Consider the following 17,652-nt stretch of genomic DNA (forward strand, 5'->3'; position numbering starts at 1 on the left):
GCCAGCCGGCCGCATGCGACGTTGGGAGCCTCGACAGCCCGGCTGAAGTTATATAAGAACATAATGTGAACTATTTCTCTGGTTGTATGCTTTCCACCTCACTCTCAATTACAATATCCCTCCAGTATATCATGAGTTTAGAGACCGGCTTGATGTGTCCATCGGGGTGAAGTCGGTCCCAGGAGCAACCTCCATTGTCCTTGTTCCGCCACTTACATGACGACGCGTTTCTGGCTTTTTCGCGCGATCACAAGCACCTGTACGCGGCGTGTCTGCTCGATCTCCACGAGCGCTTCTTTTCGGGCGCGCCGGCATTCCCGACGCCGCAGCAGGTCGTCCACGCCATCTATGACGTCATGCGGGCGAACCCCGCATTATGGAACGAAGGCGATGATTTCGGCACCCTGCCGGAAATGATATCGGCGGGCCGCCGCCGCATCCGCAAGGCGGACGTCGCGCTTGCCTCCGAGAAGGGCGATAAGGCGCTCGGCCTGGCACGGCAGCTTTACGCGCGGCTGCTCGCCTGGGGATGGCTCGAAGAGGAGGAGTACGGCCTTCGGGTCACCGTGGACATGGCGATGGGACCTCTCTTGGTCATCCAGCGGCTCGCCAGCCTCAACAAGGATCTCTCGCAGCGTTTCGGGGGGCTGATCGTTCAGATCCGCCTCAATCTCGAGGCTGTCGAAAAGCTCACGCCCGAGATCACCGATCGCAAGCAGCGCGAAGCGGCACTCGCCGTCCGCGAGGCGCGCAACCAGGCCGACCAGTTCACCAAGAGCCTGCGGGCCATTCTCGCCGACCTCAAGCGCATCCGCCGGATCGTCATGGAATCGAAAACGGTTGGTACGCGGCTTGAGGCGTTCTTCGAGGAGTTCGTCGACCAGCTCCTGCTCAAGGACTTTGAGTCGATCCTTACGGTGAACCATCCGTACCGCTTCCGCGATGCCATCGTCGATCTCGCCCGACGGATTTCCTACACACCGGAAACCATGCAGGTGCTCGCCGAGGAATACGCGGCGGCCAGCATGGCGTCCGATGTCGAGGACGGGCGAATGGCTGCCGCGGACGACCTGTTGGCCATCGAAAACATTTTCGAGCAGATCGGCGAGATGTTCGAGCGGATCGAAACCTTCCGCAGACAGCTTGAGGCCCGCGTCCGCAACACGATCAAATACGCAGAACGCGGAGTCCAGGGCCTCGTCGGTCGGGCCGGCGACCTGGTGCGGCGTCTGGACGCGCTGCTGCGCGACGGCAGGCACGACAAAGCGACCGTCGAATGGAGCATCGAGCCGCTGCGGTCACCCTGGTCGGAGCATCACCAGGCGCCGACCAGGCAACCGCGCCGCCCCGTCGAGGCGAGGGAGCTCACCGGGCCGCCGTCGGATCCGCTCTACGAACTGCGCAAGAAGCTTCGCCTCGAATACATCGCGCGTATCGCGCCTCGCCCCGAGGACGTCAGGCGCTTTCTCGAAGGGCAGGTACCGCCCTTCGCGACCAAGGAAGCCCGTTTCATGGAGATCAGTACCGTAGACGATTTTCTCGCGTTCGACTGTGCCCGCCGCTACGCCCTGACCGGAGAAGTACCGGTGCAGATCGCCGCCGGGTTCGAACTCGAGCCATGCCCGGACACCCCGCCGCACGATAGCGAATGGCTAAGGTGCGCCAACTTCGTGGTCCGGCATTCGGGCGCATTCCGGAAAGGCAAGGCGACCCATGCTTAGCGAATTTGAGAACATCGAGAACTCCGCGGGCGCCGAGAAGGCCGCCGATCTCCGGAAGGCGCTGCACTTCCTGCTGCGGCGGCAGTTCGTGTTCGCTGGCGATCCACGCACGGGGACGGTCTACAACACCATAATGGACGGACGCTTCCGCGACGTGGTGGACGGCTTTTTCGACAGTTGCGGCTATCGCATGCATCGCGATCCGGAGGCGCAGTGGGCAGGCATCGTCGCCATGGACGAGGACGTGCCGCTGCCCCGGATGAAGCTCGACGAAACCATCGTGATGCTGGTGCTGGCAGCATACTGGCAGCAGGAGGTCAACGTCGGGGCAGTCGAGGATCGCGCCGTCGTGGTGGCGACCTTGAACGACCTCTTCGACCGCTACCGGGAGATGGTGCAGCACAGCGGCGGAGGCGCTATTTCGGCAGCACGCTTCCGCGACATTCTGCGCGAGGCCGCCCAGCGCAGCCTGGTCGAGATCGGCGACTTCGACGACGAGCAGCAGGATTGCGAGGTAAGACTCCGCCCGATGATCAAGCTGATCAGCGGCGGTGACGCCCTTCAGCGCCTCGAGCGCTATGTCCGCAGCGAGGAGGCTCGTTTCCCGCAGAGCGCTGGAGAAGAGGCATGATGGAGCTGCGCCACCTCACGATGGTGAACTGGCATCTTTTCGATGTCGCCGACATCGATGTGGCCGGTCACGTCGGCGTGCTCGGCGAAAACCGCTCCGGCAAATCGACCATCCTCGACATGGCGCAGGTCGTTCTCACGGGCGGCAGCCGACGCTTCCTGCGCCTGAACGCGGTCGCCGGCGACAGCGGAAAGTCCCGCAGCGCCTCGAAGCGCAGCGTCGTCGACTATTGCCTTGGAACTCTCGGCGAAGATCAGCGGCGGCGCGACGAGGCGCGCACCTATATTGCGCTCGGCTTCGAAGACACTGACGGAGAGCGGCCGCCGATCGCCATCGGCATGGCACTGGAGGCCCGCAAGTCGGACACCAGGGAGACCGTGCTCGCGCTGTTCGTCGCGGTCGGCACTATCCTGACCTCCAAGGACTTCATCGAGCAGCGGGGAAAGGCGCAGTTCCCAGCGCCGTGGGAGGACGTGCGTGCCGGGATCGTCGCTGCGGTCGGCGAGACGAATTTCGTCAATCACCGCGACCGGGCGGGCGACTACGTCCGCGAGTACATGCGGCATTTGCTGCCGCACTCGCCGTGGGGTGAGCAGAACGCGAGCGCGTTGCAGAAGTCGATCGTCAACGCCATGACGCTCGACCACAATCAGACGGCCACTCAATTCGTGCGGAATTACATCCTCGAAGACAGCCCGATCGGGATCAAGGAGTTGCGCGAGTCGATCCAGACGTACCGCAATATCAGCGACACCATCCGGAAGATGCGCCTAAAGCTGGAGGCGCTGAAGCAATTGAGGGAAATCCTCGCCAACCTGGAGGCCGCGTTCGAGAGCATTTTCCGCGAACAGTGGATCGCCAAGCGCGCGGAATGGCTCGTCGCCCGAGCCGCCAACCGGGAATTCAAGAACAAGCTGCGACAGGCCACCGCCCAGCGTGACGCCGCGGCCGGCGAACTCACGTTCCTGGACGACGATATCAAGGCGATCGATGACGAAATCGAGCGATTGACCGAGGCCATCGCCCAGCACGACGCTAAGACCGGCAGGAAGGCCCTGCAGCAGAGCGCCTCGGTAGCCGAGCAGTCGGCGCAGCGCGCGACCTCCGATTTTAAGACACGGCTTGAGACCATCCGACGGTTGCAACCGCTTTGCGCGATGGCGGGGCACGGATTCGACGATCTCATTCCCGCCGTGGAGAGGCTGATTGCCGCCGCCGCGACGGGCTCGGTCAACTCCGTTTCCGACGAACTCTCCACCGCGGAAGCCACCGTGACGGGCTTGGGAGTGCAGCGGATCTCGAAAGTCGACGAAGGGCGTCAAGCGATCATCGCAGAGGCGTCGAAGCTGCGCAGTCAGCGCAACGAGCTTCTCGAGCGGATCCGGCAGCATGCCTCCGGAGGGCCGGGGGCACATCTAGAGGACGACACGAAACTTCTGTGCCAACGCCTTCGGCAGAACGGAATGGCGCCGCGCGTTCTCTGCGAGCTGATCGAAGTCACCGACCCGGAATGGGCGGGAGCCGCCGAGGCGCTGCTCGGGCGCGACCGCGATGCGGTGTTCGTCGACAGGCCGCAGATCGGCGCCGCGACGGCGATCTTCAAGGAAGGACGGCGCGAATTCCGCCGCACGTCTCTTGTGAGTCTCAATAAGCTGGAACAGTTCAGGGCCAAGCCGGAGCGGGGAATGTTTCCCTCGATCTTCCGGACGCAGGATCCCGACGCACTTTCGTTCATCATGCGCCGGTACGGATCGGTGCGACTGGCCGATACACTCGACCAGTTCAATAGGCCCGGCCGCGCCATCATGAAGGACGGCCTCTACGACGACGGTCTCGTCCGGACTCATCGGTCGATCGACGCATCGCAGCACAAGATCGGCAAGGCGGCCCAGGCGAGTGCGCTGCGCGCGCTGCGGGAGCGAGCCGAAGGCCTGACGGACTCCCTGACGCAGGCCGAAAAGGAGGCTCAAATCGCCGACGGTGCCTTCATGGCGCTGAAGAGCCTCTGCGACGCTCCTTCCAACAACCTAAAGGCCGCTGCCGTGGCTTTTGCCGCGGCGCGGGCCGATGCAGCGGATGCGCAAGCGAGGCTTGCGGCTCTCGACGGCGCCGGCGACGGTGGCCTGCGGGACAAGAAGCAGGCCCAGCAGCAACTCAAGCAGAGAAGGCTCACGGAGCGCAAAGTCCAGCAGGACGCGTTCAACAAGCACGACGGCGAGGTTCGGACGGCGCAAAGCAGATTGAGCGACGGCGAAAACGTACCTGGCTCCCAGCTCAACCTGAAGATCGCTTGGTCGCTCTTCGCCAAAAACCTGCCGCTCTATGACGTGGCGAAAGGCCGCCCGGTGTACCGGGCGCGTCTTGACGCCCGGCCGCACAAGAACGAGGTCGAACGCCATCGCGGCATTGCCGAGAAGTCCGTCAAGGAGGCCGAGGCTGCGAACGACAGGCGCAGGGGGATCGAGCGGGAGGTGCGCGGAGCGCTCGAGGGATATTTCGGGGAGTTCGGCGTCAGTTCCCAGGTCGGCATCGAGAGCGAGCCTCTCCGGGAGGTGAAGCCCTGGATGACGCAGTTGATCGACGACATTGAGTCAAACGAGTTGCGCCAGTACGAACGGCAAGCGCGCGAAGCGGCGGAAAAGGCCTCCACGCTGCTGCGCGGCGAGTTCATCAACGCGCTCTCGGCCCGGATAGGCAAGATGGAGCGGGAGCTGCAGTCGTTGAACCGCAGCCTCTACGCGCACCCCTTCCACAACGAGCGATATTCCTTCCGCCGCACCCAGGTGGTGGAATTCCAGCCGATCCTGAAGATCATCGAGATCGGCAAGACCTCCCCGGATGCGCTTGACCTCTTGTTCCGGGGCGACGTGCCCGGCGACTTTCCGCACAAGGACACGATCCTGGCGCTCGAGGCGCTGCTCGAGGACCCGGACAAGGACTTCACCCAATTCGAGGACTACCGAAACTTCTATACCTTTGAAATCCATATGGAGGACGTCGCGTCCGGTCGGTCGAGCCGCTGGGAGCAGCGGCGCGGCACCGGATCCGGCGCCGAACAGCAGGTGCCGATCTACGTGGCCATCGGCGCTTCGCTTGCCGCCGTCTACGGCAGCGCGGAGCGGCGCGCCGGAAAGCCTTCGGGCTTTGCGCTTGCCATGTTCGACGAGGCCTTCTCCAAGATGGACGGCAAGAACCAGCGGCAGATGATGAGCTTCTACAAGAATCTCGGCCTGCAGTTCGTGATCGCGGCGCCATTTGAGAAGCGGGTCGCGGTGCTGGAGCACATGGACACGATCGTGGAAGTGGATCGCATCGGCGAGCAGTCGAGAGCAACCGTGGTCGCGCTGAAGGAGAAGGCCAAGCGCGAACTGATGGCGATCGACCCGGACCTCGTGTCCGAAGATGAGCTCGCCACGCGCCTTGCGGCCGAGTAGCCATGGCGCGGCGCTTCACGGACGCGGACGAACTGCTGAACGACCTCTTGGACCGCCACGAAGGGGGGGCCGCGAGCCCGATCGCGCATCCGGACTACGATGCGTTTCCTTCCGTGGTGGCCGCGGACGCCTTCCTGAAGCAAATCGCGCGCGCCGGAGAGGTAGGCGCCGTCAGTCTCGGTATGGGGAGGGGAGCCAAGCGAGATCAGATCGCGCATGTCAGGCTCCGGGCGGCCGACGCGCTCTATCGTCATCTAGGCCGCGTTCCGGCCGGGCAGCTCGCGCAAGACGCCGGCACACGCCTCGTCGCCGGGCCCGCTTTGGACAGGCGCCTGGTCGAGGTTATCCCCTCGATCACGGACGCTTGGGGGAGAGGGAAGAGCTGGCATGGATTCGGGTCGTCCGACGTCGACAAGCTGCGCGACGGCTTTGCTCTCGCCCAGGCAATCTTGGACAACAAGCATCTCGACGTCGACTACAAGACGTTTTCACGAAGGACGGTGGGCTACAGCAAGACGCTCGAGCACATCGAAGGCGTCGTCGTTCGACTTCTCAGCGGCATCCTCGAATTTCCGCCTGGCGCCCGCCCTCGCGAGGCACTGCGGACAATCGGGCTGGAGCGCTTCGCGCCGCCACTCCTGATCGCGGGGCGGATCGATCTCGACGGGGCCGATCTGTCCGCGATCTCCCCGCACTATCTCGGAATTACGCCGAAGGAGGCAGATCGCATCAGCTTTCGCGCGCTGCCGGCCTACATTCTGACGATCGAGAACTTCGCAAGCTTCAACCGGCACCTCCTCGAGGCGGACCCGGCTCGACTTGGAACGACGATGTACGTGGGTGGCTATCCTTCGCTCGCCACCCAACAGGCACTGCGGACGATCGCGGAAATGGTGCCCGAAGACACGCCGATTTTCCACTGGTCGGATATCGACGCCGACGGAACGTGGATTTTTCATACGATCGAGCGTGCCGTCGGACGTCCGATTCGCCCCCACCTCATGAGCATCGAAATCGCTGAGCGGTTGGGGCAAGTGCAGCAGAAAAAGGCCGCGCCGGCGCGATGCGCGCCGGACTCCGGCATCGCAGCGCTGGCAGCGTACCTGGCCGACGAGGATGCCAAGACGCTCGAGCAGGAGGAGCTCGATCCTGGTCTGCCGGTGGTTCGTTAGATGGTCCGTTCTGGGATTTTGACTGACCGCGTATTAATCCAGCGAGCGCTTGAGGACATCTCATCTCGTCAAGACGCGACGGGCATCGGCACGTTTCCGACCGTCGAGATCATGACCTGCATGAGATCGACGAGGTTCGACAGCAACGATCTCGTAACAACGAGCTCCGCTTCCTCATCACGAGTCCGGCCGCGGGGATCCGACGGGGCTCCGGCGCTTTCCCCAAAACACTCTTGGCGAACATGATTGATCCAAATGGTGGCCGGCACCTGCTGCGCTGGCTCTCTGTCCCGGAGCGAAGGCACCACATCGCAGCATGGTCGTGCGAAAACAACAGCATGCTTCCGTCGGGTTCGGTCCAGACGCCGCCGCGGCGCACGCACAACACAGTCTTTCAGATGGGCTCGTCGGAGCGCGCCGTCAATCAATCGCTTGCCGCACGCAGCAGGGCCTCAAGCCGTCGCCGACCTTCATTGATTGCTCCAGCCCAGTCACCGAGCCGTTCCTGCACGACGACCTCGAATGACGGGTACCACATTGGCTTTCCGCCGGCCTGGGCCCAATACCAGGGATAACCGCGCGGCACGAAGACCACGCCGGGAACGCCGAGCGCCCCGGCGATATGGATGGCGAAGCTGTCGGGCCCGACCACCGCATCGAGATTGGCGATCGCTGCTATCAAGTCCGCGGGGCGCTCGATATGCACACCAGCATCGATCGGGCGGCTCCATCGTCTCATGTCATGTCGTTGCGCGTCGGCCATCAAACTGACCGGCGTACCGGAATGAGGAACCACGGCGGCGACCTGCTCCATCGATAGGCCGAGAGCGCCGCCCTCCCATACGATCCCCACCAGAGGCCTTGCGAACGTGGCCAGGGCATCCCGCCACTTAGCGAAGAGCTCGGCCTCGGGTCGCAGGTAGGGAATGCCATCGGCAACGTTCCGCGTGTCGGTCGACAGAATGCCTAATAGCGATTGCAGGGGCGTAGCTGGGAGCTCAGACCCCGGCTCGTCGAAAATGACCTGTTCGGCCAGGCCGGTAAGAACAGCCCGGTAACGCGGCTCCGCGACGACGTGCACATTCTGCTGGCTGGACAGCCGACGCAATAGACGAAGGAGCGCTACGAATTCGAGGGCGCCCGTCGCCGGCGGCACGAGGATCCGCGTCACCGGCGCCAAGTCCACCGGTGTGGGCGTCGGGAAGCGACCGAGCGACAGTGCAAGTGCAGTCTCCAGAGACCTCGCTGATTCGTCGTCCGGTCGCGTATGCGCGACGTGGCTGGCAAGCGTGAGGGCTTCATCAAACCGGCCGACGAATTGCAGAATGCCTGCCAGCGCAAGCGCCGCGGATGGATGCGATTTGTGTGCACGTACGAACTGTGTGAGCTCCGCAATTGCCCGATCCTCCTGGCCATTGGCAATCATGACGCGGGCCAGGATTTCTCGCGCGCCGAGATGGACGGGTGCAGAGGCAAGCAATCTCCTGCAGGTGGTCTCCGCTTCCGCCCAAAGCCCGTTCGCGGCACGGCAATAAGCCAGATGCGAGAGCCCGGCTATGTCGAGCGGCGCCCGCAGGTGCGCGCGTTCCGCAACGTTGAGCGCCTCGTCGAAGCAGCCGCGCTCAAGCAAGAGCACCGACAAATTGCGCAGCGTGTCGGGATCGTTCGGGGCAAGCTCCAGGGCACGAAGCAGGGCGGTCTCGGCCGACGGGTAATCTCGCAAGGCGAGATCAATGGTGCCGAGTTGAAGGAGGGCGCGCGAATTGTCTGGCTCGTCTTGGACAACCTCTACTGTGATCGCGCGGGCCTCCGCAACGTCGCCGCGACGTTCCAGGGCATGAGCCAGCGCGACTTTGATCTCCTGTTTGCGCGGGGCGAGTGCCGCTGCGCGCTTGAGGCAAATAACCGCCTCGTCAAGGCGGCCGAGCATTTCGTGGGCGATACCGAGGTTAGCAGCAAGGCCGGCGTGATCGGGATGGCCGGTCGCCGCCTCCGCCAACAGATCGAACGCTAATTCAATTCGCTGCCGCGCGAGCGCTAGTGTGGCCTTTGCATTGAGCGTATCAGGATCGCTAGTCGCAACGGCCGCCTCCAGCAGCGCCTCCGCTTCATCGAGGCGACCGGCCGCAACAAATTCCTGCGCCGTTCTAAGCCGGTCTTGCCGAGTCGGAGCCGGCATGCTCGTGGACAGCATGCGCGTTATGCAACCGTCACGCGTTTGCCGTCGAGGCGGAGATCCTCGCTCACCGCGATGACCTTGCTATGGGCCGTTTCGGAGGCGATCCCGGTGACCCTAATAGCTTGGGTTTCGGTCTGCAACGAATCGATGCGTTCGATCACCGCGACACGCTCAACCGCCCTTATCGCAAGCGAATCGGCGCTCGCTTCCTGGATGCCCGCCGAGCTCCGGATACGGTCCGCGATCAAAGTGTAGAGCTTGCCGATCCAAGTCCCCTTGTTCGCGAGCACGGCGAACAGCTTGGCCTGCAGATCGATACTATCGGCGCGCAATGATATGCGCCGGCGAGCGGCGATGGTGATGGTCTCGCCATCGATCGACATTTTGCGATCCCCCGGTAGACCGACCGTGCCCGAACTGGAATCTGTTCGCTCGAGCACGGTCAGGATGAAGGCTTGCTCCGCCACGCTCAACAGCAGGACCAGGTCTTGAGCCATAGGCCGGACCAGGCAGCCAACAGCCACCGCCGCCGTGTGACGAGCGCCAGCGACGTCGACCTCCACCGCCGCGCCGTCGTCGCTGACCGACACGACACGGGCAGTGTGATGTCCAGGCTCGAGCAAGCGCTTGGCCATCGCCAAGACGTCGGTGTTTGTGGCACGGAACGTCATCGTCATTCCTGCTCTCCATCTCCCTACATGAAAATGATTGACTTCTTTTGTATGACTTCCTCATTGCCCGTGCTCGACATGATCTCCGCTTCTCGCCTCACAATCTTATGCTCCTCGGTGTGCAGCTGTCCCTTGCTCAGTTCTTCTTCAATTACCGACACGCTGGTTTTGCAGACTTTGCCGTCGCGGCCGACCCGCTTGAAGTCGTCACCCGGCGCGAGCTTGAAATCGCTAGTCCTAAGGATCTTGGTGTCGCTATCAGCCGACTTGTAATCTGGCCCAAAGACAGACTTGGTCGAGTTGCCGATCACATGCTTGATGTCGTTGCCTTTGACAAACTCGACTTTGTTGCCGATGGTTACAGAGATCATATCGCTGAGATTGACCGAACGTTCGCGAGAGACCTTGAACGTGAACGATTCTCCGAAGAACAGGCACACGCTACGGGCCATCGTCAGTGTGGTGACTGCGCCTTTCATGCAGGTGAATCTGGTTCCCTGGAAGAACTCCTTGGTGTTACCCATCGTCTGCTTTTCGGAGTCGCCGCCGTTGGTTTCCGACTTGTGGCCTTTGTTGATCACCTTGACGCGGTTCGAGGCCGTCAAGGTGATGTCGGCGGGCGTCCCGTTAGCGCCAGCGGTGATTGATACCCCATTCTCGGCGGCGATCTCATAGGTACCTTTCGAGACCATATGTTGGGAGTTGCCGTTTGCGACCTCCGTGGTTTGACCGCGACCGATTTTCATCAGTGCCGCACCTTCGACATTTGCCTGCAAGTCCTGATTGGTGAAGGCAAGTATGCCGGCATTGTCGCTTCCCTGCTTGCTGGTTGCAGTCAGGCTTTCGTCGCCAGTCGTCGTCAGTCCAGTGACGAGGTTTGCCTCTTCGCTCGAATAAGAGCCAAGACGCAGATAGGTTGACTTCGTCAGCGGAGAGATCGGCGTGTCTGGAACGACTAGTCGCGTGAAGGCATTTGGCATAGTGGAGGCTCCCTGATCATATGACTCTGTCGGCGCTTTAACGCAGCGCCATCAAGCGGATTTGAGAGGGCGATATCGAAAATCCGAACGCGTTCGGGCTCGCACCGTTCTGCTTTGTCGGCATCCCCAGTTTGGTTGCCGGTGACCCCCCGATGGACAAATTTTCCGATCCGGCCTTGGCGCGGCCAGGACCCATGACAAGCCTAGACATGACGCCGAGGGCCACACCCGCGTTGTCACCCATTGACGTCGCGCGCTCGGTCGTCATGTTGTGTGCAGGCATGCACATGATAAGGCAACGAGACTGCGTGGGAATGGCCGTGGTGTTCATTGTGATATTTGGATAGGGGACGGGCACGACGGCCGGACCGGATGGTGTGTTGCAGACGTCGGGAAAGCCGAGATCCTGGGCCGGCATCGGGCCATTTGCATTGACAAAGGGCATCGTTCAGCACGCTCTGTGGAAAGGGATAATGCGGCTTGGATCGTACAGCTCGGCGACAGCGCGTTCAGGGACAGTATGCAGGGCGCTACCATGCTGGGCGGTGAACAGGCAGCCTTCCGTCGACGCGCAATGAAGGTCAGTGCGCAGAAAGCGAGAACCGGAAAAGTCGCTGCCATTGATCTTGGCATGGTGCATCAGCGCATGGGACATATCGGCGGCGGCAAAGGAGGCGGACTTGGCCGAAGCGCGCGTCAAGACTGCCATCCCAAGTTTTGTGCCAGAGAGATCGCAGCCGTCGAGGCGGGCATCCACGAAGACGCACTGCGTCAAATTGGCATTACACAGCCTTGCGGCTCGTAAGTCCGCCCTCACAAACAGTGTGTTTGGAGCAGTTACGCCCGAGAGGTCGGCACCCATCAGGCTCGCACCGGTCAAAACTGAGGCAGACAGGTCGACGCCGGACAGGTTTGTGTGGTCCAGCTTGGCGCCGCTCAGGTTCGCTCGGGCAAGCGTCAGCCCTGTGAGGTCCCGCTCCGACAAATCGCATTCCGAGAAAAGAATTGTGTCGCAACGCATCCCTGCGAACTGCGCGCTACGCAGGTCGGCCCGCGTGATGACGACGTTCGCTAGCGTGGCGCCGTCGAGCACGATATCGGAAAGCACGCATTCCATTATGGCGCTTTGGGACAGGGTGGCGCCGCGCAGGACAGCGTGGGCCAAGACGCAACGCATCGCTGTCGTCTGGACGAGTTTCGTCTCGCTGAAGTCGCTATGGCCGAAATCCGATGATATGCATGTCGACTGGGCAAAGCGTGCCCGTCGCCAGTTGGAGCCGCCAGCGCGGCAACTGACGAACATGCATTTTTCAAGACAAGCGTCGGCGAACGATGCGCCGCTGAAGTCGCAATCTTGAAACAACATGCCGGTCAAGCGCGCACCGGTGAAGTTGCTGTTGCAAAAAGAAGAGCTCAGTACGACGCCGTCGTTCAAGCGCAATCCAGAAAGCATCTGGCCATCGAGATCTGCCTCGCGTACCGGAAAGCTATGGGCAATCGACTGCAACAGCAGATCAATTGACATGGCGCCTGACCATCAGGACGGTGCGGTCGATATTGGCGCTGCTCAAATCAGCAGCGACCAAGGCGGAGTCCATCAGGTCGGCGCCATAGAGATTTGCATGGCGCAGACTGGCGCCGGTCAGGTCGCTTTGATTAAGATGCGCCTCGAGCAGATTGGCGGCATAGAAGTCAGTGCCGCGCAGATCGTTGCCAGTGAAGACCGCACGTTTGAGCGACGTCATCCGGAAGGTTGCGTTCGACAAGGTCGACTTGCCGAAATAGACGCCGTCGAGCCGTGCGATAGTGAAATCGGCGCCGCTGAGGTTGGCCGCCTGAAAGGAGAGCGCCTCGGCGCTGCTGCCGCCGAAGCGCGCGTTTCGCAGATCGGTATCGCCGGTGAAGCTGACTTGGTCGAACTGCGAGGAGCTCAAATCGAGCTGAGGCGCTGCCACCTTGAGAAAACAGGTTTGCTCCAGCCGCGCGCGGGCAAAGCCTGCACCGGACAGCGACAAATCCATGAATTGCGTCCGGTGGAGGACGGCGTTCTCCCAAACGCTGTTATCGAGGGCGGCTTGGATAAAAGAGCATTGATCTAGCCGTGCAGAGCGGAAGGTTGCCCCGATCATCGGCACCTGCAAGGCGTGCAGCTCGATGAGGTGCGCCTGGTCGAATGATGTGCCCGCCATGCGCGTGCCGAGCAGATTGGTGCGAACAAGCTGGCTGCCTGCGAACCGAGTTCCGCGGCAGTCGGCTTCACCAAGATTTGCATCAGTGAGGTCGGTCGCGCTTAAATCAGCGTTGACGAGCGCCGCGCCGGACAATGCGGCTTTCAAGAGCCTCGCGCCGGCGAGGTTGGTCCCGTTCAACTTCGCGCGTTCAAGAAACGCGCCGGAGAAGTCCGCGTTCGCAAATCTCCGTCCGGAGAGGTCGGCGCCGGCCAGATCGCGGCCGGCAATCGTGCCGCCGCGCCGGAATTCCTCTTCCACCACATCTCCCAGAGCGCGCGCGACAGCTGGCGCCAACATCGTTTCAGGCCTGAGCGGCTTGGGTGAGGCGAGCCTTGCAGCGGCCACGCCGCCTGCCAGCTGAGCTTCCGCTTTGTCGATCTCCGCCCGCAGCACGGCTAATGCTTCCGTCGATTCCGTTTCGGCCGCCCTCATCGCTGCTTCGGGCTCTCCCGTGATCGCAGTAGGATGGTTTGCGCTCAACGCCTCAAACGGCCGGCGGTCATCGGTTGTTGGTGAGGGGACGGTGTGTCTGAGCCCGGCTTCAGCCTCGGCAAGACCCGTCCGTAGACGTTCGTCGGCATCAGGTGGTATCCCGGGGTTCTCGATTTGCGCCAGTATCTCGTCAATGGTCAGGCGCGGGGTCGGCTCTGGCGAGACGCTCTGCGTTGCTTCGGGCAGCATAGGCGCCGGGATGTCAGGAGGTGAAACAACGTTGTCCGATATCGCGTTGCGTATCGGTTCGAGCGGTCGTCCAGCCGCCAGGTTAAAGAAGCGAGCATGGGCAAGTTCGAATTGCGTTTGCTCATCGGGCGGCTGCGTTGCAGCGCCAATGATTTCGGTACGCCAGTTCTTCGCTCGCGCGATCTTGTCTTCGATATCGCGCATGACGGCCGGATTGGTGTCCGGCGGCAGCGAAGGAATTGGCGGGGCCTGGTCAAAGCTTGCATCCATCGACTGCGCGGCGTCCAGGTTGCCGATCGTGGCGAGCAATGCGTCGATATCGCTCGATGTGGCTTTTCCGCCGGAAATTTTTTCATAAGCCTCGCACAAGGGTTCGTATTGAGCGGCGAGCATTTTGACGTCGGATTCCGCCTTGGCCTGTACCGCATCCAAGGCGTCGAGGATCGCGGCCAGATCGATCTCGCCGCTCTCGAGTTCCTCCGGCAGCAGTTCCGGAATGCTCGGCGGTTCGATCGACGGCATCTCGATCGTGGGGCGCAGCGAAGGCGGAAGGTCAAAGCGCGCAAGCTCCTGATCGAGCGTCCAGCGCATGGAGGCCAAGTGCCGCGCTGCGCGCTCGTCGGCCAATGCGTGGCGCCGGACTTCGCGGCGCTCGCGTTCAGCAGCCGAGAGTTCAGGGGCAAGTTGATGTTCCGAAAAGGCATAGCGCGTGGCCGTCGTCGGGTCGAGCCGCAGCTTCCGGACGTTGTGGTAATGATCTAATGGCCGCGCGGGCTCACTCTGTCGCTCGTAAGCGACCATGATGTCGCCGACGTCGCTGCCATCCAATTCGTGCACGGCGATCGCGGTACGGTAGATCATGACGCCGCGGCGGGCGCCGGCAAACAGCCACAGCGTATCGATGCGCGTCTGCAGTTCTGTGACGCCACGTCTCGCATCGCGCCAGCCGATGAAGCACCGCACACGAAAGGCCGGCAGGCGGCCCTCGATCAACGGATGCTCGGCGGCGAAGTTCTGCAGCGCGTAGGGTTCTCCGCCTGAGATAAAGCCGGCCATGCGCTGGTCCGGCGGTGCAAACATGAACAGTCGTGGATCGGCGTCGGTCGCCAGAGCGGGCGCCAGCGATTTCAGCCAGGCGTCGTCGTAGGTTCCCGCGTATTGCAGGCGCCTCCTGTCGTCGAGGGCCATCGGTCCGAAACTTGCGGGCGGCGCGACTGTGTCGATGAATTGAATCGCGTGCTCGGGGCTCTCCACGTTGGGCAGGGCCACCAATTCGCCGGCCGCGCCGCGGTGAAGGGCCTCATGGCCGGCGCCGACCGGGTTTGCGGCGTAGCCGGGCCCGCCGAACGCGCGTTGCCGCGTGAGCGGCATTTGCCGGAAAGGTTGAGCGGCTGTCGGTCGCCAGCCGGCGCCTGTCATCTGCCAATAACGATTGCCGGTCACCAGAAGGTGCTTCTGCATGGGTCCGAGCTTCCAGCCCAACAGCATGCGCTCGATCAGCCGCCCCTGAGGCGCCGCGGCATGTCCACCGACGAGCACCTCCGCTTGCGGCTTGGGCATGCCGATGTCGAGAGGGCTGCCGGGCGGAAGCTCCTTGGCGGCCATAACCCAAAGGTCCTGCTCGCTTTCCAGGCGGTCGGCGCCCGGGTCGGCGAGATCGAACATCGCAAAGGCGGAAATGATGAGGCTTGCCCCGGGAGGACGACGCTCGCATTTGGACAACAGACCCAGTGTGCGTGGCTTTACAAGAATGGGCATGAGACCCGCCGAGACAATTTTCGCCTCTTAGCCATATGTCTCGAGCATGACGGACTTACGGTGCGGCGGGGTAGACGCGTCTTTGTGTCACTTACCAGATCAGGTGGGCATCAAGATCAGCCACGGTGGTGTACATGAACGGTCCGAGCTGGATGATTGTGGTCGTCGACCGCATCGTCGAGATCTGCGACTTGTTTGCGCGGCGCCCTAATCGCCGCGGATTCGCCTTGAACGCGCAAGCACCAAGGCAGCGTAAGGGAGCTTTCGTTGATTTCCCAAGGCAAAAGCCGGTCAAAAGGATGCTTCGGCGGTCCTTCGTACGAAAGCTGGCGCAGGAACATGCTGCACTTTGCCCTACCTTCCGAGTGACCATGTCTAACTGTGGAGGTCAGCGAGGACGTGTGTCCCGGGGCTGCCACTCAAATCGATGCTAGCAGTCGACGAAACTGCGCAAATCGTCGATCCCGGTCGGGGCGGCTCGCACCGGTCGCTAGATTGAGCGATAAGGCCAACACGCGAGAGTCTTACCAAGAATCCTACGACGTCCGCGAAGTGTCGCGCTGCGAGGACTGCGTGCAAAATTGCTCCTTCAAGCAATCGGATTGAGTTCCGATGCGCGCATGAATTCGGTTCGCTTCATTTGCTTGAAGCGATTCGTCAAGCCTTTGATGAATCCAAGCAGCGGCGGAACAAAGAGAAGGTGATCTGTGGACCTCGTCGTTGTTTCGAACCGCGTTAGCCGCGGCAACCCCAACGAACCAATGACAGGTGGCCTTGCTGCGGCCCTTCTCCCCGTTGTGGAGCAATCCGGAGCAATCTGGGTAGGATCCCCGGATCAAGCGGATTCCGGCGGTCTGAAGGAGTCTTCCGTCGAGAAGCTCGGCAGAGGAAAGCTGGTGACATTGGATCTGCCTGCCGAGCATTTTAGCCGCTACTATAAGGGATTTGCCAATTCGGCATTGTGGCCGACCTTGCATTCGCGCCCTGACTTGATCGACATCTCGGACCTCGACTATTTCAGCTATCGTGAGATCAACGCCATTGTGGCGGACGGGTTGCTCCAATTTCGCAATCACACAACGTTTTGGGTACACGATTATCATTTCCTCCCGCTAGGCGCCGAGTTGCGCAAGCTCGAAATTGAGCGCAAGGTCGATATCAAGAAAACCGTCGGTTTCTTCCTGCACACGCCATGGCCAAAGCCTGCGACGATCCGCTGTCTGCCATATCATGTCGAACTGATCGAGGCGATGCTCGCTTATGAGTTGATCGGCTTCCAGACTGATGAGTATCGACAGAATTTCATCGACTATGTCGGTCCTGATTTCGGATCGATGATCGAGAACTCCGTTGTAATCTCCCGCTGCGGCCGCCGGACCCGATGCGGGGTGTTCCCGATCGGTGTCGATGCGGACAAGTTCGCGCAGTACAGCGAGCAGGCGGTCTCGCATCCCTTCGTTTCCTCGTTGCGGAACAGCCTCAATGGCGGGAAGCTTGCGATCGGCGTTGATCGGATCGACTACTCGAAGGGCCTCGACAACCGGGTCAAAGCCTTCGATCATTTGTGGGCCGAGCAGCCGCGCAGCATCTCGCTGCTGCAGATCGCAACCCCGTCGCGCAGCGACATCAAGGCCTATCGCGATCTACAGAGCTTCGTTGCCGACCTTGTTCGTGATGTTAACCTCCGTCATGGCGCCAAGGACTGGACTCCAATCCGCTATCACAACGAGGGCTTCAGTCAGTCCGTACTCGCGGGTCTCTACCGCACCGCGAAGGTTGGCGTCGTGACGCCGTTGTGTGATGGCATGAATCTCGTAGCGAAAGAGTATGTCGCTGCCCAAGACCCGAATAATCCTGGCGTGCTGGTTTTGTCGAAATTTGCCGGCGCGGCCAAAGAGTTGGACGGAGCACTTCTTGTCGATCCGTACGACATCGAGGAAATGTCGCATGTGATCTCGAGGGCAATATCGATGTCGCCCTACGAGCGCTCCTCACGCTGGAATCGAATGATAGAAAGGCTTCGCGGCTACACGATCCAACAATGGTTCTCGGATTTCGTTGTGGAGCTGGAGAACATCCAGGCCGAGAAAACGGCTGGGAAGTCCATTTCGCGAGATATAGGTGCGCCGAGTGATTCAAAACCGACATCCGAGGATGACGCAGCTGAGACTTCGAGCCACTCGGACCTGCCGAG

The 17,652-nt window shown here is 61.7% G+C and carries 10 protein-coding genes and 1 pseudogene; 5 read left to right on the forward strand and 6 right to left on the reverse strand.

Translation table 11 applies throughout. The features are described 5' to 3' along the window. Nucleotides 1-194 precede the first annotated feature (194 nt). Genes FBZ93_RS27315 through FBZ93_RS27330 form a run of 4 tightly spaced genes read left to right on the forward strand, consistent with a single transcriptional unit; the run spans nucleotide 195 to nucleotide 6,958 of the window. On the forward strand, nucleotides 195-1,721 hold the full coding sequence (locus tag FBZ93_RS27315; protein ID WP_146990149.1) for a Wadjet anti-phage system protein JetA family protein: 1,527 nt from the start codon (nucleotides 195-197) through the stop codon (nucleotides 1,719-1,721). Further along, nucleotides 1,714-2,352: a DUF4194 domain-containing protein gene (locus FBZ93_RS27320; RefSeq protein WP_146990151.1), complete on the forward strand. Its 639-nt coding sequence runs from the start codon at nucleotides 1,714-1,716 to the stop codon at nucleotides 2,350-2,352. The genes FBZ93_RS27315 and FBZ93_RS27320 overlap by 8 nt, the downstream gene beginning before the upstream one ends. Next, on the forward strand, nucleotides 2,349-5,786 hold the full coding sequence (locus tag FBZ93_RS27325) for an SbcC/MukB-like Walker B domain-containing protein (protein ID WP_146990153.1): 3,438 nt from the start codon (nucleotides 2,349-2,351) through the stop codon (nucleotides 5,784-5,786). Before FBZ93_RS27320 ends, FBZ93_RS27325 begins: the two co-directional genes overlap by 4 nt. Before the next feature lie 2 nt (nucleotides 5,787-5,788). Next, complete coding sequence (locus tag FBZ93_RS27330) at nucleotides 5,789-6,958, forward strand: Wadjet anti-phage system protein JetD domain-containing protein (protein WP_146990155.1); 1,170 nt, start codon at nucleotides 5,789-5,791, stop codon at nucleotides 6,956-6,958. Nucleotides 6,959-7,382: 424 nt separating this feature from the next. Here the strand turns inward: FBZ93_RS27330 and FBZ93_RS27335 are convergent, their stop codons facing one another. Genes FBZ93_RS27335 through FBZ93_RS27360 form a run of 6 tightly spaced genes read right to left on the reverse strand, consistent with a single transcriptional unit; the run spans nucleotide 7,383 to nucleotide 15,458 of the window. Next, nucleotides 7,383-9,152, reverse strand: a complete 1,770-nt coding sequence (locus FBZ93_RS27335; RefSeq protein WP_146990157.1) for a tetratricopeptide repeat protein — start codon at nucleotides 9,150-9,152, stop codon at nucleotides 7,383-7,385. 5 nt (nucleotides 9,153-9,157) lie between these two features. Beyond that, on the reverse strand, nucleotides 9,158-9,814 hold the full coding sequence (locus FBZ93_RS27340; protein ID WP_146990158.1) for a DUF3540 domain-containing protein: 657 nt from the start codon (nucleotides 9,812-9,814) through the stop codon (nucleotides 9,158-9,160). A gap of 17 nt (nucleotides 9,815-9,831) precedes the next feature. Next, the gene (locus FBZ93_RS27345; RefSeq protein ID WP_146990160.1) at nucleotides 9,832-10,788 is read right to left on the reverse strand and encodes a hypothetical protein; all 957 of its coding nucleotides are present in this window, start codon (nucleotides 10,786-10,788) and stop codon (nucleotides 9,832-9,834) included. 37 nt (nucleotides 10,789-10,825) lie between these two features. Further along, nucleotides 10,826-11,233: a DUF4150 domain-containing protein gene (locus FBZ93_RS27350; RefSeq protein WP_208764064.1), complete on the reverse strand. Its 408-nt coding sequence runs from the start codon at nucleotides 11,231-11,233 to the stop codon at nucleotides 10,826-10,828. A gap of 3 nt (nucleotides 11,234-11,236) precedes the next feature. After that, complete coding sequence (locus tag FBZ93_RS27355) at nucleotides 11,237-12,313, reverse strand: pentapeptide repeat-containing protein (protein WP_146990162.1); 1,077 nt, start codon at nucleotides 12,311-12,313, stop codon at nucleotides 11,237-11,239. Further along, nucleotides 12,303-15,458, reverse strand: coding sequence for a DUF2169 family type VI secretion system accessory protein (locus FBZ93_RS27360; RefSeq protein WP_146990164.1), 3,156 nt, complete (start codon nucleotides 15,456-15,458; stop codon nucleotides 12,303-12,305). Before FBZ93_RS27360 ends, FBZ93_RS27355 begins: the two co-directional genes overlap by 11 nt. A 707-nt stretch (nucleotides 15,459-16,165) precedes the next feature. Between FBZ93_RS27360 and FBZ93_RS27365 the strand changes: the two are divergent. Then, nucleotides 16,166-17,554: pseudogene (locus tag FBZ93_RS27365) on the forward strand (alpha,alpha-trehalose-phosphate synthase (UDP-forming)); the annotation flags it as partial. Nucleotides 17,555-17,652: the final 98 nt, after the last annotated feature.

The sequence above is a fragment of the Bradyrhizobium macuxiense genome (assembly GCF_007993935.1).
In the GTDB taxonomy this organism is placed as follows: domain Bacteria; phylum Pseudomonadota; class Alphaproteobacteria; order Rhizobiales; family Xanthobacteraceae; genus Bradyrhizobium; species Bradyrhizobium macuxiense_A.